The following is a 19,491-nucleotide window of genomic DNA, read 5'->3' as shown; positions in this document are numbered from 1 at the left end:
TGGCACATGGTTTGCTTACTCAATAGACAACATCCGGGGATGGCCAGGCGGTCATCCCCGCGGCAGACGGCAACGACGCCCACCTGCGCCTTCCCTCCCGGGACGACGCGGTGGGCGTCGTCGTTTGCGCGCCCATTCCCGGCTAGCCTCGAGGAGGTCGACATGCAACAGGCCCGCACCACCTGCCCCTACTGTGGCGTCGGCTGTGGCGTTCTGGCCCAGCTGGACCACGAGACGATGATCGGCGTGGCGGGCGATGCCCGGCACCCCGCCAACTACGGCCGCCTGTGCGTCAAGGGCGCGGCACTGCACGAGACGCTGGGGGATCACGGCCGCCTGACCCGGCCTCGGGTCGACGGCGCCGAGGTCGACTGGGACGCCGCGCTGGACAGCGTGGCCACCCGCCTGGCGGCCATCCGCGAGGCGCAGGGGGCGGCGGCGATCGGCGCCTACCTCTCCGGGCAGCTGCTCACCGAGGACTACTATGTCGCCAACAAGCTGTTCAAGGGCTTCATCGGCACGCCGCACCTCGATACCAACTCCCGGCTGTGCATGGCCTCGGCGGTGGCCGCCCACAAGCGCGCCTTCGGCGCCGACGCCGTGCCGTGCTGCTACGAGGACCTGGAAGAGGCCGAGCTGGTGGTGCTGGTGGGTTCCAACCTGGCCTGGAACCACCCGGTGCTCTACCAGCGCCTCAAGGCCGCCAAGAGCCGCAACCCGCTGCTGCGGGTGGTGGTGATCGACCCTCGCGTCACCGACAGCTGCGAGATCGCCGACCTCTACCTGGGCCTGGCGCCGGGCAGCGATGGCCGGCTGTTCACCGGCCTGCTGGCCCACATGGCCGACGCCGGCAGGCTCGACCGGGTCTATCTCGACCGCCATACCGCCGGCCTCGAGGAGGCGCTGGCCGCGGCCCGGGAGGAAGACACCTCGCTGGAGGCGATCGCCGCCGACTGCGACCTCGACCCGGAGCGGCTGGAGACCTTCTACTACTGGTTCAGCACCCAGCTGCATGTGGTGACGCTCTTCTCCCAGGGCATCAACCAGTCTTCCAGCGGCACCGACAAGGGCAACGCCATCATCAACTGCCACCTGGCGGGCGGCAAGATCGGCCTGCCCGGCGCCGGGCCCTTCTCGATCACCGGCCAGCCCAACGCCATGGGGGGCCGCGAGGTGGGCGGGCTGGCCAACCAGCTCGCCGCCCACATGGACTACGACACGCCCGGCGCCATCGAGCGGGTCACGCGCTTCTGGAGCACGCCGGGCCTGGTACCGAGCCTGCCCGCGGGGCCCGGCCACAAGGCGCTGGCGCTCTTCGAGGCCATCGAGCGTGGCGAGGTGCAGGCGGTGTGGATCATGGGCACCAACCCGGCGGTGAGCCTGCCCGAGGCCAATCGCGTGCGTCGCGCCCTCGCACGCTGCCCGCTGGTGATCGTCTCCGAGTGTGCGGCCGCCACCGACCTGCTGCCCTATGCCGATATCGTGCTGCCGGCCGCCGGCTGGTCCGAGAAGGATGGCACCGTGACCAACTCCGAGCGCCGGATCTCGCGCCAGCGCGGCCTGTTGCCCCCGCCGGGGGAGGCCCGCCCCGACTGGTGGATGCTTGTCGAGGTGGCCCGCCGGCTGGGGTTCGGCGCGGCCTTTCTCTATAGCCATCCTGCCGAGATCTTCGACGAGCACGCCCGGCTCTCGGGCTTCGAGAACGACGGGAGCCGGCTCTTCGATATCTCCGCCCTGGCCGGCCTCGCGCGGGCCGACTATGACGCCCTGGCCCCCATCCAGTGGCCGGTCACGGCCGAGGCCCCCCAGGGCACCCCCCGGCTGTTCGAGGATGGCCGCTTCGCCACGCCGGATGGCCGCGCCAGGCTGGTGCCGGTGCGGCCCCGTGGCCCCGTGCAGGCGCTCAGCGAGGCGCGCCCGCTGCGCCTCAATACCGGCCGGGTGCGCGACCAGTGGCACACCATGACGCGCACCGGCCGCGCGCCGCGGCTGATGAACCATCGCGCCGAGCCCTTCATCGAGCTGCACCCGGACGATGCCGCCGCCCACGGCATCGAGGACCAGCGGCTGGCGCGGCTCGCTGGCGCCGGCGGCGACTACGTCGGCCGGGCCCGCCTCTCCCGGGCCCAGCGCCGCGGCGAGCTCTTCGTACCCATCCACTGGACCGACCAGTTCAGCGGCCGGGCCCGCATGGGCGCCCTGCTCGCGGGGCACGCCGACCCGCTGTCGGGGCAGCCGGAGTCCAAGCACGGCGCCGTCGCCCTCGCGCCCCTGGCCAGCGCCTGGGAGGCGACCCTGGTGGTCGCCGACGACCTGGGCGTCGAGCCGGCCTGGTGCGGCGAGGTCGACTACTGGGCGCGCATCCCCCTGGCCTGGGCGCAGCGCTGGCAGCTGGCCGGCGGCGAGGCGCCGGACTGGCTGGACTGGGCCGCCCGGCGGCTGGGGGTGGCGGCGTCGCTGTGGTGTGACGACCCGGCTCGGGGCCGCCTGCGGGCGGCGGGTCTCCAGGCGGGGCGTCTGCGCTGGTGGCTTATGGTGGGGCCGCCCGCCGAACTGCCCGGCCTGGCCTGGCTCGAGGCGCGCTTTTCCGAGGCGGCGAGCGGCGAGGCGCTGTCCAGGGGGCAGCGGCGTCGGCTGCTGGCCGGCTGCGACGACGGGGTCGGCGACAGTGGCCCGGTGGTCTGCAGCTGCCATCAGGTGGGGCAGGGGAGCATCGTCGCTGCCATCCGCGAGGGGGAGGCCAGCGTCGAGGCGCTGGGCGCGCGGCTCGCCTGCGGCACCCAGTGCGGCAGCTGCCTCCCCGAACTCAAGTCGCTGATCGAGGAACATGCCGAAGAGGAGGGGAGCCATGCGCGCGTCACGCCGCAATCCGACGCCATCGATGTCGCTTGAGTCCGCCACCAGGGCCTGCATGCCGCTGGCGCGTCTCGCCCAGGGGACAGGCCGCTGGCTCGCTGAGCGCTTCGGCAGCGCTGCGCGTCCCGCGGAGGGGCCGTTGGACGGCGACTGTCGTGGCGGAACCGTCTACCTGGTGGGCGCCGGCAGCGGCTCGGCCGACCTGTTGACGCTGCGCGCCGCCCGGCTGCTGCAGCAGGCCGATGCCGTGGTCTACGACCGCCTGGTGGGGGACGAGGTGCTGGCGCTGATTCCCGCCGGGCGGGAGCGCTTTGATGTGGGCAAGGGCCGCGGGCACCACAGCGTGTCCCAGGCCGAGATCGGTGCGCTGATGGTCAGGCTGGCCGGCCAGGGCAAGGCGGTGGTGCGCCTCAAGGGCGGGGATCCCGGCGTGTTCGGGCGCCTGGGGGAGGAGCTCGCCGCCCTCGAGGAGGCCGGCGTGCCGGCCGAGATCGTGCCCGGCATCACCGCCGCCTCGGCGGCCTGTGCCGCCATGGGCATTCCCCTCACCGATCGCGCCCATGCCCAGCAGCTGCGTTTCGTCACGGCCCAGCGCTGCCGGGAGGACGGCGAGCCCGACTGGGCCTCGCTGGCCCGCCGGGACGAGACCCTGGTGTTCTACATGGGACTTGGCAAAGTGGCGGCAATCTGCGCGGGGTTGCGCGGGGCGGGGCTGCCCGATGACTGGCCGGTGATGCTGGTGGCCAATGCCAGCCTGGCCGACCAGCGCGCGCTGATCGGGAGCCTGGCCGACATGCCGGCCAGGCTCGCCGCCGAACCGCTGCCCTCGCCCTGCTTGGTCGTGGTGGGCAGCGTGGTGAAGAGGGTGGCAAGGACCCCGGCCGGTAGCCGGCGTCCCGTCATGGAGCCGGATCGGGACAGGCGGTGGGTGCATGTCGGTGCGGGGCACGGGGCAGACGCGCAGTGATCGGAGCGACACCGGCTTGCGTGGTCATGCCGTGGCATGGATCAGGCCCGCTGCTGCTCATGTGGGAGTGGCCCGGCGGCATGCGTGAGGACCCGGTTGCGACCGGCATGCTTGGCGGCGTACAGCGCTCGGTCGGCTTGCGCCATCATCTGGCCCAGCGGGTCACGGGCATCGCCGGACTGGCGGGCGATCCCCAGGCTGATCGACATCGCGACGCGGGCCTCTCCGCCCCCTGGCACGTCCACGTGGAAGGGCGCCTCTGCGACGCGCCGCCGCAGTCGTTCGGCCAGCGCCAGGGCCTGATCGTCCTGCATGCCGCTGATCAGCACCGCGAACTCCTCGCCGCCGAGGCGCACCAGGCAGTCATCCGGGCGAAGCTCGTGGCGAAGCCGCTTTACCATCAGGCGCAGCAGGGCGTCGCCGACCGGATGGCCGTGGGTATCGTTGATCTGCTTGAAATGGTCGATATCTAGCAGGATGAGGTGGCGGTCCATCGTGGCCTGATCCTCCGCCTCGAGGTGCCGCACCATGCCGCGGCGGTTGAGGGCGCCGGTCAGGGCGTCGAGCTGGGAGGCGGCCAGCGCCTGCTCCTCGTGCTGCTTGCGCCGGCTGATGTCGAGCAGCAGGCCGGCGATGGCGACCGGCCGTCCCTGCTCGTCATGCTGGAACTCGGCGATGATCTCGTGCCAGACCCAGGCGTGGCCGGCGAGCCGCAGCCGGGCATCCAGCCGGAACTGGGCGCTCCCGGCGCCGCCACGCACGCGCCTCAATGCTGTCCAGAGGGTAGCGCGATCCATCGGATGGAGCCGGGCGAGCAGGCGACGCAGGGGAACGCGCGGATAGGTCTCCGGGTAGCCCAGCGTCGCCTTGAGTGCCTGCGAGCACCATACCCGGCCATTGCGCAGGCTGACCTCCCAGACCCCGCAGTCGGCCACCTTGTGGAACAGCTCGATCTGGCGGGAGCGATGGTTCAGCTGGTAGCGGTAGAGGGCGGCCGCAATCAGCTGGCCGGCGGACTCGAGCAGGTCGAGCCCGGGCCCCTGCCAGCCGACGGCGCGCTCGCAGTCGTCGATGCCCAGGGTGCCCCACCACTGGCCGTTGACGAAGATGGGCACCGTGGCCATGGACCGGATCGCCTGGCTCTCGAGGTTGGTGCGCAGCGGCCCCGGGGGCATGGCGGGAACGCAGAGGTCGTGACGTTTCCCCGCCTGGCGCTCCTCGACCAGCCGGCGATAGACCGGATCCTCGAGGGGCGAGGAGAAGAAGCGGAAGCGGCGCTGGTCCAGCTGTCGATAGCGCGCCGACGCGGCCCACTCGAAGACATAGTCCTGGACCACCGCGTCGGGCTGTACCTCGAGCAGCTGGAAGATCCAGACGCGGCTCGCCCCGGTGGCGGGGCCGATCTCCGCCAGCAGCCGGTCGACCCCGTCGGCCCAGTGCTCGGCCCCCATCAGGGCGCTGCCTCCAAGGCTCAGTGCCGCCAGGCAGTCCGCGGGGTCGATCGGGGCCGGGGCGACCGGCGTGACGGTACGGGCAGGTCGGCCTGGCATCGAGCGCGCTTCCTGTCGGGTGGGGATCTGGTGCAGCTTCGTCGATACCGACAGGGATGCCAAGCCGCGATGCGTCCGGCGTCTCAACGGCCCTGGATGACGCCGCGTCACCGGGCAGCAAAAACCCCAACCTCAGGGCCCGAAAACGGAAAATAAAATCGCCCCGATCGGCCCCGGGGGCTCTCGGGTCGCGCCCCCAGGGTCTGCTATCGTCTCTCACTGAATCCACGCCCCGTGCCCCTGTGCCGGGGCTCCACAGAGGAGGCAGCAGATGGCAAGCGAACCCCGCGATGCGACCCTACCCGCCACCATGTCGGCCATGCTGCTGACCGGCCATGGCGACATCGACCAGCTGGTCTACCGTGACGATGTGCCCGTTCCCCGGCCCGGGCCGGGCGAGGTGCTGGTGCGGGTCACCGCTACCGCCAAGAACAATACCGACCGCAAGGCCCGCGAGGGGCTCTACCCGGTCAAGAAGGGCCAGGTGACCTCCTTTGCCATGGGCGGCGAGCCGACCCTGACCTTCCCGCGTATCCAGGGCGCCGATATCGCCGGTCGCGTGGCGGCGGTGGGCGAGGGCGTCGATCCGGCGCGGATCGGCGAGCGCGGCCTGCTCGACTTCAACCTCTATGCCGATGCGCGCCGCGACATCAACCTGACCCCGGACTACTACGGCCATGGCGCCGACGGTGGCTTCGCCGAGTACGTTGCCGTGCCGTCGGAGCAGTTCCACCAGGTGTCCAACCCTGAGCTTGCCGATGCCGAGCTGGCCGCCCTGGGCATGTGCTCCTACCAGACCGCCTACCACATGATGACCTCGGCGCGGGTCAGCGCCGGCGAGCGGGTGCTGGTCTCCGGCGCCAGCGGCGGGGTGGGCACCGCGCTGATCCAGCTCTGTCGGATCGTCGGGGCCATTCCCTACGCGGTGAGCCAGCCGGAGAAGGCCGCGGCGCTGAAGGCGCTGGGGGCCGAGGCGGTGATCGACCGCGGCGACCTCGGGAGCTTCGTCGAGCGGGTGCTGGAGGCCACCGGCGGCGCGCCCATCGACGCGGTGATGGATCTGGTCGGCGGCGAGATGACCGATCTGTTCATCGACACCATGATCCACGACATGAAGGCCCGTACCACCTACCCGCGGCTCTCCATCGCCGGCGCCAGCGGCGGCAATATCTCGGAGATCCTCTGGACGCGCATCTACCTCTACCAGGTGCAGCTCTTCGGCGTCTCCCACGGCACCCGCGAGGAGGCCGAGCAGCTGGTCGAGTGGATCCGCGGGGGCCAGCTCAAGCCGGTGCTCCACGCCGCCTTCAAGCTTTCCGAGCTGCGCGCCGCCGAGCGCTACTTCGTCAGCCGCGGCAGCAACTTCCTGGGCAAGATCGTCATCGTCCCCGATGCCCAGTGGGACGAGCACGGTGCCCCGTTCGCCCTTGCCACTCCCCAAGCGGAGCGCCCGTCATGAACCAGTCACCGGCCCCCGGGGCCCTCACCCTGCGCCTGATGGACACCCACGCCGGCGGCGACGTCAGCCGCATCGTGCTCGGCGGCATCGACCCGCTGCCCGGCGACACGGTGCGCGAGCAGATGCACTACCTGCGTGACGACGCCGACGGCCTGCGCAAGCTGCTGCTCTTCGAACCCCACGGCATCCCCGAGATGTCGGTGGACCTGATCGTACCGGCCACCGACCCGGAAGCCGCCGCGGGCTACATCATCATGGAGGTGATGGGCTACCCCATCTACTCCGGCTCCAACACCATCTGCACTGCCACCGCGGTGCTCGAGGCCGGCATCGTGCCCAAGCGGGAAGGGGTGCAGCACTTCACCCTGGAGGCCCCGGCGGGGCGGGTGAAGATCGAGGCCCGGGTGGAGAACGGAGTGGTGGAGGCGATCACCTGCGAGGGGCTGCCCAGCTACATCGACACCTACCGGGCGACGATCCATGTGCCCACCCTCGGCGAGGTCACCTACTCGGTGGCCTACAGCGGCGGCTTCTACGCCCTGGTGGACGCCACCGAGCTGGGCTTCTCGCTGGTGCGTGAGGAGGAGCGGGCGCTGGCCGACTGCGCCCATCGCATCGTCGAGGCGATCCAGGCGGAACGGGGCTTCTCCCACTACACCCTGGGCGACGTGGGGCCGCTGCCCTTCCTGCATTTCATGGGGCCGGTGGAGCAGGTGGCCGACGACTTCTACCGCTCCCGCTCCACCACCTACGTGCACCCGGGGGTGATCTGCCGCAGCACCACCGGCACCGGCACCTCGGCGCGTCTGGCACTGATGAACCACGAGGGGCGCATCCGCCCCGGGGATCGGCTGGAGACCGTCTCGCTGCGCGAAACCGGCTTCATCGGCACCTTCACCGGCACCCGCCAAGAGGGGGCGCACACCGTGGTGGAGAACACCATCACCGGGAAGGCCTTCGTGCTGGCCCACTCGGACATCGTCGTCAACTGCGACGATCCCCTGGTGGAGTGCGCCGGCCTGCACCATATCCTCAGCGCCCGCCACGGCTGAGGGGAAGGAAGGCTTGTCGCCGGAACAGCCCCGAGCAATCCTTGACCCCGCCACCTAGACTCGGCCGGTATGCCCGCCTGCCCCTTGAGCCCCCGCGCGAAAGGGGGCAGGCTGGCGCTCACTCCCCACCCTTGCCCTGGAGGCTTCCGTGTCCATCACCAACTTTGCCGACCTGATCAGCGAGGCTCGCCTGCAGCCTGACGCCCAGCGCCTGCTCTTCGTCTTCACCCGCGCCGAGCTGCCGGACAACCCCACCGCCGAGCAGCGCCGGCACTTCGAGCAGGGCGTCGGCGGCGTGCTGACCCCGGCACTCTGCGTCGACAAGGCCCCGGGGGAGCTCAGCGACATGGCCGCCCTGGTGGCGGAGTCGAGGGAGACGGGCATCGAGTGGGATATCGTCTTCGTCGGCGCCCTCTCCGGCCGCGGCGGCGAGGCGCCGAGCGCGGAGCAGGCCGAGGCCCAGCTCGAGCGCATGGTGGAGTCGCTCAAGATGGGCAACGTCGATCAGTTCCTGGCGCTGGACCGCCAGGGCGAGGCGGTGCGCATCGGCTGACCTCCGATCGTCATCTCGATAGGGTTGAATTATCAGTTCGATGGCACCATTCAATTTACGCTATTGGGAGATGCGGGCTACCATGCGCTCCGTATCTCGGTCACCCCTCATACCAAAGTCGAAAGGAGCATTGTCGAATGTCCCTGCTGAACACCGAAGTCAAGCCGTTCAAGGCCACCGCCTACCACAACGGTGAGTTCGTTGACGTCACCGAAGAGAGCCTCAAGGGCCAGTGGAGCATCTTCTTCTTCTACCCGGCCGACTTCACCTTCGTCTGCCCCACCGAGCTGGGCGACCTGCAGGACAAGTACGAAGAGTTCAAGAAGATGGGCGTCGAGATCTACAGCGTCTCCACCGACACCCACTTCACCCACAAGGCCTGGCACGACAGCTCCGAGACCATCGGCAAGCTGCAGTACCCGATGATCGCCGACCCGACCCTGCAGATCTCCCGCAACTTCGAGGTGCTGATCGAGGAAGCCGGCCTGGCCGACCGTGGCACCTTCGTGGTCGACCCGGATGGCAAGATCCAGATCATCGAGCTGAACGCCGGCAACATCGGCCGTAACGCCGAGGAGCTGCTGCGCAAGGTCAAGGCGGCCCAGTACGTTCGCGCCAACCCGAACGAAGTGTGCCCGGCCAAGTGGAAGGAAGGCGAAGAAACCCTCGCCCCGTCCCTGGACCTGGTCGGCAAGATCTAAGCGACCCGCTCCCGCCGCGAGGCCTCTCCCGGGGCCTCGCCGCCTCACCCGGGCGTTCCGCCCGGGTGTCTTCAACCCGTCACAAGCACGCCTCGAGCGGCGCCGTCGGCGTTCGCACGGCCCCCTTGTGACCCCGTTTCGCGAACATGAAGGAAACCGCTGTCATGTTGGACGACACTCTGAAAAGCCAGCTTAAAGCCTATCTGGACAAGGTCACCCAGCCGTTCGAGATCGTCGCGTCCCTCGATGATGGCGCCAAGTCGCAGGAGCTGCACGGTCTGCTGACCGAGATCGCCGCCCTCAGCGACAAGATTTCCCTGCGCACCGACGGCCAGGATGCGCGCCGGCCGTCGTTCGCGCTGAACCGCCCCGACCAGGAGACCGGCATCGTCTTCGCCGGCATCCCCATGGGCCACGAGTTCACCTCCCTGGTCCTGGCGCTGCTGCAGGTGGGCGGCCACCCGCCCAAGGCCTCCGACGAGGTGATCGAGCAGATCAAGGGCCTCGAGGGTGAGCTGCACTTCGAGACCTACTACTCGCTCTCCTGCCAGAACTGCCCCGACGTGGTCCAGGCGCTCAACCTGATGGCGCTGCTCAACCCTGGCGTCAGCCACGTGGCCATCGACGGCGCCCTGTTCCAGGACGAGGTCGAGGAGCGCCAGGTGATGTCGGTGCCCAGCATCTATCTCAACGGCGAGCCCTTCGACCAGGGCCGCATGAGCCTGGAGCAGATCCTCGCCAAGGTGGACACCGGCGCCGCCAGGCGCGAGGCCGCCAAGCTCAACGAGAAGGACCCCTTCGACGTGCTGGTGGTGGGCGGTGGCCCGGCCGGCGCCGCCGCGGCGGTCTACGCCGCCCGCAAGGGCATTCGCACCGGCGTGGCCGCCGAGCGCTTCGGCGGCCAGGTGCTCGACACCATGGCCATCGAGAACTTCATCTCCGTCTCCCACACCGAGGGCCCCAAGCTGGCCGCGGCGCTGGAAGAGCACGTCAAGGAGTATGAGGTCGACATCATGAACCTGCAGCGTGCGGTCAAGCTGGTGCCGGCGGCCCAGCCGGGCGGCGAGCACGAAGTGCAGTTCGAGTCCGGGGCGACCCTCAAGAGCAAGACGCTGGTGCTGGCCACCGGCGCCCGCTGGCGCGAGATGAACGTGCCGGGCGAGGCCGAGTACCGCAACAAGGGCGTGGCCTACTGCCCCCACTGCGACGGCCCGCTGTTCAAGGGCAAGCGCGTGGCGGTGATCGGCGGCGGCAACTCCGGCGTCGAGGCGGCCATCGACCTGGCCGGCATCGTCGGCCATGTGACCCTGATCGAGTTCATGGACGAGATGCGCGCCGACGCCGTGCTGCAGAAGAAGCTGAAGAGCCTGCCCAACGTCGACATCATCCTCGGCGCCCGCACCACCGAGGTGAACGGCGACGGCACCCGCGTCAACGGCCTTACCTTCGAGGAGCGCGCCAGCGGCGAGACCAGGAAGCTCGACCTGGAAGGCATCTTCGTGCAGATCGGCCTGGTGCCCAACACCGAGTGGCTCAAGGGCTCCCCGGTGGAGATGTCCGAGCGCGGCGAGATCATCACCGACGCCCACGGCACCACCAGCGTGCCCGGCATCTTCGCCGCCGGCGACGTGACCACCGTGCCCTACAAGCAGATCATCATCGCCATGGGCGAGGGGTCCAAGGCGGCACTCGGCGCCTTCGACCACCTGATCCGCAGCTGATCGGCGGGGCCCGGGCTCAGCGTCCAGGGCCCCTGCCATCGCAACGACGCCCCCGCAGGCCTGGCCTGCGGGGGCGTCGTTGTATGTGCCGCGCGCCTTCCTCAGCTACTCCACCAGCCCCACGAAGGGAAGCAGGGTGACGGCGAGGATCGCCAGCACCGCGGCGGCCACCAGCAGCATCCGCACGGGGTGGTGCCGCAGCCGCGTCCACAGGGTCGGGGCCTCGCCGCGCTCGGCCAGGTCGTCGCGTTCCCGGCGCATGCGCTCGGCCAGCCCCTGCTGGTAGGCGTCCAGGACCTCCCGGGCCGCATCAAACCGGGCCTCGTCGTGGAGCCAGATGGCGGCCACGCCGAGTCCCCAGAAGCCGGCCCGAGTCTCGAAGGTGTCGAAGCCGTGGGCCTCGAGCAGTTCGCGCACCTCCTCGGCCTCCGCGTCGGGCACGTTGCCCAGCCGGAACAGCAGCCTTGCCATCGTCTACCTCCCTGAGTTGTCTGTCACGCCTGACCCCACAGGGTGATGCTGGCCGGGGCCAGCGGTTCGCGCTCCCGGTGGCCGGTCAGCGCGCGCCCCTCCAGGGCGGTCAGCAGGATCTGCAGCGGGTCGCCGTGGCTGACCAGCAGGATCGTCTCGCCGGCGTGGCGGTGCTCCAGGGCGTCGATCACCTCGCGCATGCGCCGGGCCACCGCCGCCACCGGTTCCACCCCGTACTCGCCATGTGCCGGGTCGTGGGCGTCATGAGCCCAGACCCGGCCATAGCCGTCATCCGTTCCGCCCTCGAGGTCGCCGAAGTGGCGCTCGCGCAGCCGTGTCTCGGCCTCCAGGGCGAGGCCGAAGCGTGCCGCCACCCGGGCGGCGGTCTGGGTGGTGCGCAGGAAGTCCGAGTGCAGCAGCCGGGTCGGCGTCGGCCAGGTCCAGTCGGCCAGCAGCCCCTCGAGCTGGGCCTCGCCCCGGGGGGAGAGGCCGAAGTCGTCCAGGCCCCGTTCGGGCGAGCTGATGATCAGCCCGCGGGCGTTAGCCTGGCTGTGGCCATGGCGCATCAGCAGGTAGCGGTTGTGCATGGCGTCGGCTTAGGGCAGCTCGGCGCGTTCGATCACCACCGGCTCCTGCGGCACGTCCTGGAAGGGGCCGCGGCGCGTGGTGGGAACCCGTTTGATGGCGTCGACCACCTCCATGCCGTCCACCACCTGGCCGAACACCGCATAGCCCCAGGTCTGGCCGGACTGCGGGCTGACGTGGTCGAGGAAGCCGTTGTCGTCGACGTTGATAAAGAACTGGGCGGTGGCGGAGTGGGGGGCCCCGGTGCGGGCCATGGCCAGGGTGCCGCGGCGGTTCTTCAGGCCGTTGTCCGCCTCGTTGGTGATCGGGTCGCGGGTCGGCTTCTGGCGCATCTCGGCATCGAAGCCGCCGCCCTGGATCATGAAGCCGTCGATCACCCGGTGGAAGATCGTCCCGTCGTAGTGGCCCTCCTGCACATAGGTGAGGAAGTTGTTGACGCTCTCCGGGGCCTCGGCCTGGAACAGCTCGATGCCGATGGCGCCATGGCTGGTGTGCAGGATCACGTCGGGCGTCGCCTCCTCGGCCTGGGCCGTGGTGGCGGCGAGGCCCAGGGGCAGGGCGGCGGCGAGCAGCAGGGCGGGTATCAGCGGGCGTTTCACGGGGCGTTTCACCTTGTGGCCGAAGGATGGGCCCCCAGCATAAGCGCCGGACGCTTCCCTGTCAGCGTTCGCTTCGCTCCGCCGTCGGCCACGGGCTCGGCATTGTTTGACATGGGTCACGGGGGAGGGCGGAAAAGAGGTATCGAGTATGGATCTTATGGGGGGATTCCCCGACCATTCGCTGCAGAGGGTCGCCGCGACGCGTCGACCCGGTGAATCCAGGCCCGGCCGGGTGGCCGGGCATCACCTGCGGCGGGAGGGTGCAGCAGATGGTGGCGGAACTCGGTAACTTCGCGCTGATCCTGGCGCTCTGCCTGGCGCTCTTCCAGAGCGTGCTGCCGCTGGTGGGCGCCAAGACCGGCAGCCTGAGGCTGATGCGGACGGGGCGCTTCCTGGCCAGCGGCCAGTTCGTCTTCCTGGCGATCGCCTACGGGGTGCTCACCTGGGCCTTCCTGGCCAGCGACTTCAGCGTGCGCTACGTGGCCAGCCACTCCAGCCTGGCCCAGCCGACGATGTACAAGGTCACCGCGGTGTGGGGCGGCCACGAGGGGTCGCTGCTGCTGTGGGTGCTGCTGCTCGGCGCCTGGGGCGTGGCGGTGGCGCGCTTCAGCCGTGCGCTGCCCCGGGAGATGCTGGCCCGGGTGCTGGCGGTGATGGGCATGATCTCGGTGGCCTTCATCGCCTTCACGGTCTTCACCTCCAACCCCTTCGAACGCATCGTGCCCGGCCCCGCCGACGGCCGCGGCATGAACCCGCTGCTCCAGGACCCGGGGATGATCCTGCATCCGCCGCTGCTCTACATGGGCTATGTGGGCACCGCGGTGGTCTTCGCCCTGGCCATGGCGGCGCTGATGGGCGGTCGGCTGGACGCCGCCTGGGCGCGCTGGTCGCGGCCTTGGACCACGGTGGCCTGGGTCTTCCTGACGCTGGGGATCGCCATGGGCTCCTGGTGGGCCTACTACGAGCTGGGCTGGGGCGGCTGGTGGTTCTGGGACCCGGTGGAGAACGCCTCCTTCCTGCCCTGGCTCACCGCCACCGCCCTGCTGCACTCCCTGGCGGTGACCGAGAAGCGCGGCGGGTTCAAGGTATGGACCCTGATGCTGGCGATCATCACCTTCGCGCTGACCGTGCTCGGGGCCTTCATCGTACGCTCCGGGGTGATCACCTCGGTGCACGCCTTCGCCACCGACCCGGACCGCGGCGTCTTCCTGCTCGCCATGCTGGCGGCGACCCTGCTGGGCTCGCTGACCCTCTACGCCTGGCGGGCGCCGCGGGTCGGCCTGGGCGGCGGCTTCCACTGGCTCTCCCGGGAGTCGCTGCTGCTGGCCAACAACGTGCTGCTCACCGTGGCCTTCGCGGCGGTCTTCATCGGCACCCTCTACCCGCTGGTGCTCGACGCCTTCGGGCTCGGCAAGATCTCGGTGGGCCCCCCCTACTTCGATACCGTCTTCGCGCCGCTGATGCTGCCGCTGTTGCTGCTGATGGGCCTCGGCCCCACGGTGATGTGGAAGCAGGCCGACCCCGCCGAGGTGGTGCGCCAGCTGCGCTGGGTGCTGCTGGCCAGCGTCGTGGCCGGCGGCCTCTGGCCGCTGACCCTGGGCGCCTGGCAACCCCTCACCGCCCTGTCGCTGATGCTGGCGACCTGGATCGTCCTCACCGCCGCGCTCGATATCCGCCGGCGGCTGGCCGGCCGCCAGCCCCTGGCCACGCGCGTCCGCCGGGTGCTGCGCCCGAGCTTCCTGGGCATGCACCTGGCCCACGTGGGCCTGGCGACGGTGGTGGTCGCCATCGCCATGGTCAACACCTACGAGGTGGAGCGTGACGTGCGCATGGAGCCCGGCCAGACCACCGCGGCGGCGGGCTTCGCGTTCACCCTGCTGCGCATGGAGGAGGTGCGCGGCCCCAACTACGACGCCGACCAGGCGGTGGTCGCGGTGACTCGCGAGGGCCGCCCGGTGGCCACCCTGCTGCCCCAGCGCCGCTACTACGACACCCAGCCCCAGAACCCCATGCACCAGGCCTCGCTGCACCGCGCGGCGACCCGCGACGTCTACGTCTCCCTGGGCGAGCGGCTGGTGGGGGACGCCTGGAGTTTCCGGCTCTACTACAAGCCCTACATGGCCTGGATGTGGAGCGGTGCCATTCTTCTCGCCCTGGGCGGTCTGCTGGCGGCCGGTGACCGGCGCTATCGGCTGGCCCGGCACCGCGAGCCGGCGACCGCGACGGGCCTGAACCGCGAGGTGACCGCCTCATGAAGCTCAAGCTGCTGATTCCGCTGGTGGCGGTCACCGCCCTGCTCGGCCTGCTGCTGCTGGGGCTTGGGCTCAACTCCCGAGACCTGCCCTCGCCGCTGGTGGGCAAGCCCGCCCCGGCCTTCGCCCTGGAGGCCCTGGAGGATCCGCAGACGATCCTGACGGAACAGGACTTTATCGGCGAGGTGGCGCTGGTCAACGTCTGGGCCACCTGGTGCAGCACCTGTCGCGCCGAGAAGCCGCTGCTGATGGAGCTGGCCCGGGCCGGCATCCCCATCCACGCCTTCAACTACCGGGACGAGCGCGAGGCCGCGCTGCGCTACCTGGCGATGACCGAGAGCCCCTACCGCACCATCGCCTATGACCCCGCAGGGGATGCCGGCATCGACTGGGGCGTCTACGCCACGCCCGAGACCTACGTGCTCGACGCCGAGGGGGTGATTCGCTACAAGCGCATCGGCCCGCTCTCCCGCCAGCTGCTGCTCGACGAGGTGCTGCCCCTGATCGAAAAGCTGAGAGCCGAGCCGGCGGGGAGGGCGTCATGAACCGCTGGACGGCCCGGCTGCTGATGCTGCTGGCGCTGGCGCTTTCTCCCGGCATCGCCCTGGCCACGGCCATCGGCGAGCCGCTGGCGTTCGACAGCGAGGCCCAGCGCCAGCAGTACGAGACGCTGACCCGGGAGCTGCGCTGCACCGTGTGCCAGAGCGAGACGATCCACGAGTCCAACGCCGAGCTGGCCGCCGACATGCGCCGGCGGGTCTACCGCATGACGCTGAACGGCCAGGAGGCCGACGCCATCGTCGACTTCATGGTGGCCCGCTACGGCGACTACGTGCGCTACCGGCCGCCGCTGCAGGCCAACACCGCACTGCTCTGGGCCAGCCCCTTCCTGCTGCTGGCGGGCGGCCTGCTGGTGTGGTGGCAGGTGATGCGCCGGCGTGCCCGGCCCGATGACGAACCCCAATTCACCGACCAGGAGCGTGCGGCGCTGGAGCGCCTGCGCCGTGGCGACTGACCCCGGAGGTATGCGATGAACGGCGTCTTCCTGCTGCTGGCCCTGGGCCTGTGCGTGCTGGCCCTGGCCTTCGTGCTGATACCGCTGCTGCGCGAGCCCCGGGGCGTCGAGGCCCCGGGGCGCCGCGAGGTACTGCTGGCGGTGCACCGCGACCGCGTGGTCGAGCTCGATCAGGACCTGGCCAGCGGCACCCTGACCGCGGCGCGCCATGCCCGCGCCCTGGCCGACCTGGAGCGCGAGCTGCTCGACAGCGGCGTTCTGGAGGCCGATGCGGGCACCGGCGGCGAGCGCCGCGGTCAGCGTCGGCTGGTCACCGGCCTGGCCGCGGCGAGCCTGGCGCTGCTGCCCTTCGCTGCCGCGGGGATCTACCTGTCGGTGGGCCACGCCGATGAGGTCTTCGCCGCCCGTGCGCCGGCCGGCCAGCTGGCCCCGCCGCCTTCGCAAGAGGCGCCCAGCGAGGCGGAGATGACCCGCGAGTTCACGCGGCTGGTGGAGGGGCTCCAGGCCCGCCTGGCCCAGGATCCCGAGGATCTGGAGAGCTGGGTGCTGCTGGGCCGCACCCTGGTGTTCCTCGACGAGTTCGAGGCGGCGGGCCGCGCCTTCGGCGAGGCGCTTCGCCACGGCGGCGATCGTGACCCGAACGTGCTGGTGCGCTACGCCGACGTGCTGGCGGAACTCGAGGGGGGACTGGCGGGCGAACCGGCGGCGCTGATCGAGCAGGCCCTGGCCATCGACCCCGAGCATGCCCAGGGGCTGTGGCTGGCCGGCACCCGGGCCTATCGCGCCGAGGCCTTCGACGAGGCGCGCGGCTACTGGGAGCGCCTGCTGGGGGTGCTGCCCGCGGATTCGGCCGAGGCCGAGGTGATCCGCGGCAACCTGGCACAGCTGGCGCTTCGCCAGGAGTGAGTGCCGCCGGTCCAGCCCGGTGCTTCCGCTGCTGCCCTGGCGTCAAGGGTCAAGGAGGTCAAGATGACGGTTCGCTTGAGTCGCGAGACGCTGCGCACGGTGCGCCAGGTGCCGCTGTTCGCCGGTCTCGGCGATGACACCCTGGCGCTGCTCACCGGCGGCGCCCACGAGCGCCGCTGTCCGCGCGGCACCCGGCTGTTCAGCGAGGGGGAGCCCGCGGATCGCTTCTACGTGGTGCTGGACGGCTGGGTGAAGCTCTACCGCGACAATCCCCAGGGCAGCGAGTGCCTGGTGGGGCTCTTCACCCGCGGCGAGTCCTTCGCCGAGGCGGCGATGTTCGACCGGCTGGGCTTCCCGGTGAACGCCGCCACCGCCGAGGAGGCCCGACTGCTGGTCTTCCCGGCGGAGCACTTCCTGGAGACCCTGCGCCAGCACCACGGTCTGACGCTCAACCTGCTGGCCAACCTCACCGCGATGCTCAGGGGGATGGTGCTGCAGCTCGACCAGCTCACCAACCAGTCTACCCATCAGCGGCTGGCGGCCTTCCTGGTCTCGCTCTGCCCGGACGACGCCGCCCGCGCCACGGTCTGCCTGCCCTGCGACAAGATGCTGATCGCCGGCCGCCTGGGCATGAAGCCGGAGAGCTTCTCCCGGGCCATGGCGCGACTCAAGGGGCTCGGGGTCAGCTGCGAGCGCAACGCCGTGTGCATCGACGACCTCGCGGCCCTGAGGCGCCTGGCCGGCGCCGGCGACCCGCTGCAGCCGATGCCGGCCTGTCCTCGCCTCAACGGCAGCGACCTGCCTGTCGACCTGCCGTCCCGGCCCATGGCCCGCTGAGCGAGGCCGCGCCGGAGCCCCTCGGGAGTGCCGCCGCGACTTTCTCGGCGCCACCCATGACATAAGTCAACTCCCCGGTGCATCAATTGACAGCGGTCAAGTGAGTAAAGAGGTAAAGCTGCTACTACTTACCGGCAGGTGGAGGGTGACGGCTGGTGATGACCGACCGGGGTTGGAAAGGTCATGCCGGGCACCCGCCAGGCACACCCCAAGGGGAAATCAAGCGAGGCACGTTATGTACAAGAGAGCATTGAGCAAGGGGATCTTCGCCTTCAGCTTCCCGCTGGCCGCCATGATGGCGGGCGGCGTGCAGGCGGCGGCACCGGAGATGTCGGCCGAGGAGCTGGATCGCGCCGGGGACATCTACTTCTCCCGCTGCGCCGGCTGCCACGGCACCCTGCGCAAGGGGGCCACCGGGCCCAACCTGCTGCCCGAGACCACCGTCGACATGGGCCAGCGCCGCCTGGAGAGCATCATCACCTTCGGCACCGAAGGTGGCATGAACAACTTCGACGGCATCCTCGACGAGGACGAGATCGAGCTGATTGCCAAGTACATCCAGCAGACCCCGGAAGAGCCGCCGGAGATGTCCCTGGCCGACATCCGCGAGACCTGGAAGATCGTCGTCCCCCAGGAAGAGTGGCCCACCGAGCCCCAGCATGACCGCAACTGGGAAAACTTCATGGTCACCATCCTGCGTGACCGGGGCGCCATGGGGATCATCGACGGCGACACCAAGGAGCTGGTCACCGAGGCCGAGACCGGCTATGCCGTGCACGTGGCCAAGGAGAGCTCCGACGGCCGTTTCTGGTACGTCCAGGGCCGCGACGGCCGACTCTCCAAGATCGACCTGTGGATGGACCCGCCCCAGGTGACCGCCGAGGTGTTCATCGGCATCGACGCCCGCGACGTGGCCGTCTCCCACTACGGCGAGTGGAAGGACAAGTACGTCATCGGCGGCGCCTACTGGCCGCCCCACTTCGTGATCGCCGACGCCGAGACCATGGAGCCGCTGAAGGTCGTCTCCACCCGCGGCTACGACACCGAGGGCAACTACGTCCATGAGGCTCGCGTCGCGGCGCTCTACAACACCCCCAACGCGCCGAGCTTCCTGGTCAACGTCAAGGAGACCGGCCAGGTCTGGCAGGTCGATTACAGCGACATCGAGAACCTGCGCATCGAGCAGATGGAGACCGCCGAGTACCTGCACGACGGCTTCTTCGACCCGACCGGGCGCTACTTCCAGATCGCCGCCAACTACAGCAACAAGATGGTGTTCGTCGACACCGAGACCCGCAAGCGGGTGGGCATGCTGGAGACCGGACAGATCCCGCACCCGGGCCCGGGCGCCAACTGGGTTGATCCCGAGTGCGGCCCGGTGGCCGGCACGACCCACCTGGGCGAGGGCCGCATGACCTTCTGGGGCAACGACCCGGAGAACTATCCGGACCAGGCCTGGGAGATCTGCGGCAGCGTCGAGACCGACGGCCCCGGCCTGTTCGTGCGCACCCATCCGGAGTCCGACAACGTCTGGATCGACCAGGCCATGCACCCCGAGGCCGACGTCAACCAGTGGGTCATGGTCATGAACAAGGAGACCCGCGAGCTGACCCCGATCCACGTCGCCGACCGTCCCGTCGAGCACGATGCCGTGGCGGTGCACATGGAGTACGACCAGACCGGCTCTGAGGTATGGGTCTCCATCTGGGCCCGCGGTCGCGGCCACCAGGATGACGGCGCCATCGTGGTCTTCGACGACAAGACCCTCGAGGAGAAGGCCCGGGTCGAGAACCTGAACACGCCGACCGGCAAGTTCAACGTCTACAACCGCAAGAACCACGTCGGCTGATCGCGTATCAGCGACGCGCCGGAGCGCCTTCGGGTGCTCCGGCTCCTTCTCCAGCCACTCCCCGCCGCCGGTTCCGCGGTGGAGTGGCCGGGCAAGGGGCCGGACGCCACAACGAGAC

Annotated in this window: 17 protein-coding genes; 13 read left to right on the top strand and 4 right to left on the bottom strand. The window is 70.2% G+C overall.

All coding sequences use genetic code 11. The features are described from left to right. Nucleotides 1-162 precede the first annotated feature (162 nt). Nucleotides 163-2,892, top strand: a complete 2,730-nt coding sequence (locus NFC98_RS17430) for a nitrate reductase (RefSeq protein ID WP_254276155.1) — start codon at nucleotides 163-165, stop codon at nucleotides 2,890-2,892. After that, a complete protein-coding gene (cobA, locus tag NFC98_RS17425; protein ID WP_254276154.1) occupies nucleotides 2,849-3,823 on the top strand; it encodes a uroporphyrinogen-III C-methyltransferase in 975 nt (324 codons plus the stop codon). Before NFC98_RS17430 ends, cobA begins: the two co-directional genes overlap by 44 nt. A gap of 41 nt (nucleotides 3,824-3,864) precedes the next feature. Here the strand turns inward: cobA and NFC98_RS17420 are convergent, their stop codons facing one another. After that, complete coding sequence (locus NFC98_RS17420) at nucleotides 3,865-5,373, bottom strand: diguanylate cyclase (protein ID WP_254276153.1); 1,509 nt, start codon at nucleotides 5,371-5,373, stop codon at nucleotides 3,865-3,867. A gap of 271 nt (nucleotides 5,374-5,644) precedes the next feature. Between NFC98_RS17420 and NFC98_RS17415 the strand changes: the two genes are divergently transcribed. From NFC98_RS17415 to ahpF, 5 genes are all read left to right on the top strand, one after another. Then, a complete protein-coding gene (locus NFC98_RS17415) occupies nucleotides 5,645-6,832 on the top strand; it encodes a zinc-binding dehydrogenase (protein ID WP_254276152.1) in 1,188 nt (395 codons plus the stop codon). After that, a complete protein-coding gene (locus NFC98_RS17410) occupies nucleotides 6,829-7,884 on the top strand; it encodes a proline racemase family protein (protein WP_254276151.1) in 1,056 nt (351 codons plus the stop codon). Before NFC98_RS17415 ends, NFC98_RS17410 begins: the two co-directional genes overlap by 4 nt. Before the next feature lie 148 nt (nucleotides 7,885-8,032). Further along, the gene (locus tag NFC98_RS17405) at nucleotides 8,033-8,437 is read left to right on the top strand and encodes a ribonucleotide reductase subunit alpha (RefSeq protein ID WP_254276150.1); all 405 of its coding nucleotides are present in this window, start codon (nucleotides 8,033-8,035) and stop codon (nucleotides 8,435-8,437) included. Between the two features lie 137 nt (nucleotides 8,438-8,574). Further along, a complete protein-coding gene (gene ahpC / locus NFC98_RS17400; protein ID WP_183329975.1) occupies nucleotides 8,575-9,138 on the top strand; it encodes an alkyl hydroperoxide reductase subunit C in 564 nt (187 codons plus the stop codon). Between the two features lie 164 nt (nucleotides 9,139-9,302). Continuing rightward, nucleotides 9,303-10,859, top strand: a complete 1,557-nt coding sequence (gene ahpF, locus NFC98_RS17395) for an alkyl hydroperoxide reductase subunit F (protein WP_254276149.1) — start codon at nucleotides 9,303-9,305, stop codon at nucleotides 10,857-10,859. 105 nt (nucleotides 10,860-10,964) lie between these two features. On the opposite strand, the gene NFC98_RS17390 is transcribed toward ahpF, so the two are convergent. Genes NFC98_RS17390 through NFC98_RS17380 form a run of 3 tightly spaced genes read right to left on the bottom strand, consistent with a single transcriptional unit; the run spans nucleotide 10,965 to nucleotide 12,472 of the window. Then, a complete protein-coding gene (locus NFC98_RS17390; RefSeq protein ID WP_254276148.1) occupies nucleotides 10,965-11,330 on the bottom strand; it encodes a DUF6164 family protein in 366 nt (121 codons plus the stop codon). Between the two features lie 23 nt (nucleotides 11,331-11,353). Further along, nucleotides 11,354-11,917: a histidine phosphatase family protein gene (locus tag NFC98_RS17385; protein ID WP_254276147.1), complete on the bottom strand. Its 564-nt coding sequence runs from the start codon at nucleotides 11,915-11,917 to the stop codon at nucleotides 11,354-11,356. Nucleotides 11,918-11,926: 9 nt separating this feature from the next. Next, on the bottom strand, nucleotides 11,927-12,472 hold the full coding sequence (locus NFC98_RS17380; RefSeq protein WP_254277873.1) for a peptidylprolyl isomerase: 546 nt from the start codon (nucleotides 12,470-12,472) through the stop codon (nucleotides 11,927-11,929). Between the two features lie 311 nt (nucleotides 12,473-12,783). Here NFC98_RS17380 and NFC98_RS17375 point away from each other — a divergent pair, with 311 nt between their 5' ends. The 6 genes from NFC98_RS17375 to NFC98_RS17350 all read left to right on the top strand — a co-directional run bounded on the left by NFC98_RS17375 (nucleotide 12,784) and on the right by NFC98_RS17350 (nucleotide 19,373). Continuing rightward, nucleotides 12,784-14,769, top strand: a complete 1,986-nt coding sequence (locus NFC98_RS17375) for a heme lyase CcmF/NrfE family subunit (protein WP_254276146.1) — start codon at nucleotides 12,784-12,786, stop codon at nucleotides 14,767-14,769. Further along, the gene (locus tag NFC98_RS17370) at nucleotides 14,766-15,311 is read left to right on the top strand and encodes a DsbE family thiol:disulfide interchange protein (RefSeq protein ID WP_254276145.1); all 546 of its coding nucleotides are present in this window, start codon (nucleotides 14,766-14,768) and stop codon (nucleotides 15,309-15,311) included. The genes NFC98_RS17375 and NFC98_RS17370 overlap by 4 nt, the downstream gene beginning before the upstream one ends. After that, entirely contained in the window at nucleotides 15,308-15,781 is a 474-nt protein-coding gene (locus NFC98_RS17365) for a cytochrome c-type biogenesis protein (RefSeq protein ID WP_254276144.1), read from the top strand. Before NFC98_RS17370 ends, NFC98_RS17365 begins: the two co-directional genes overlap by 4 nt. Before the next feature lie 15 nt (nucleotides 15,782-15,796). Then, nucleotides 15,797-16,687: a c-type cytochrome biogenesis protein CcmI gene (gene ccmI / locus NFC98_RS17360; protein WP_254276143.1), complete on the top strand. Its 891-nt coding sequence runs from the start codon at nucleotides 15,797-15,799 to the stop codon at nucleotides 16,685-16,687. 63 nt (nucleotides 16,688-16,750) lie between these two features. Further along, nucleotides 16,751-17,524 carry a Crp/Fnr family transcriptional regulator gene (locus NFC98_RS17355; RefSeq protein WP_254276142.1) on the top strand — a complete coding sequence of 258 codons (774 nt, stop codon included), beginning with the start codon at nucleotides 16,751-16,753 and terminating at the stop codon, nucleotides 17,522-17,524. A gap of 235 nt (nucleotides 17,525-17,759) precedes the next feature. Further along, nucleotides 17,760-19,373, top strand: a complete 1,614-nt coding sequence (locus tag NFC98_RS17350) for a cytochrome D1 domain-containing protein (RefSeq protein ID WP_254276141.1) — start codon at nucleotides 17,760-17,762, stop codon at nucleotides 19,371-19,373. Nucleotides 19,374-19,491: the final 118 nt, after the last annotated feature.

It is taken from the genome of Halomonas sp. 3H (assembly GCF_024206005.1).
GTDB lineage: Bacteria > Pseudomonadota > Gammaproteobacteria > Pseudomonadales > Halomonadaceae > Halomonas > Halomonas campaniensis.
The sequence above is the reverse complement of the archived record's forward strand: the minus strand, read 5'-3'. Positions and strand labels throughout refer to the sequence as shown.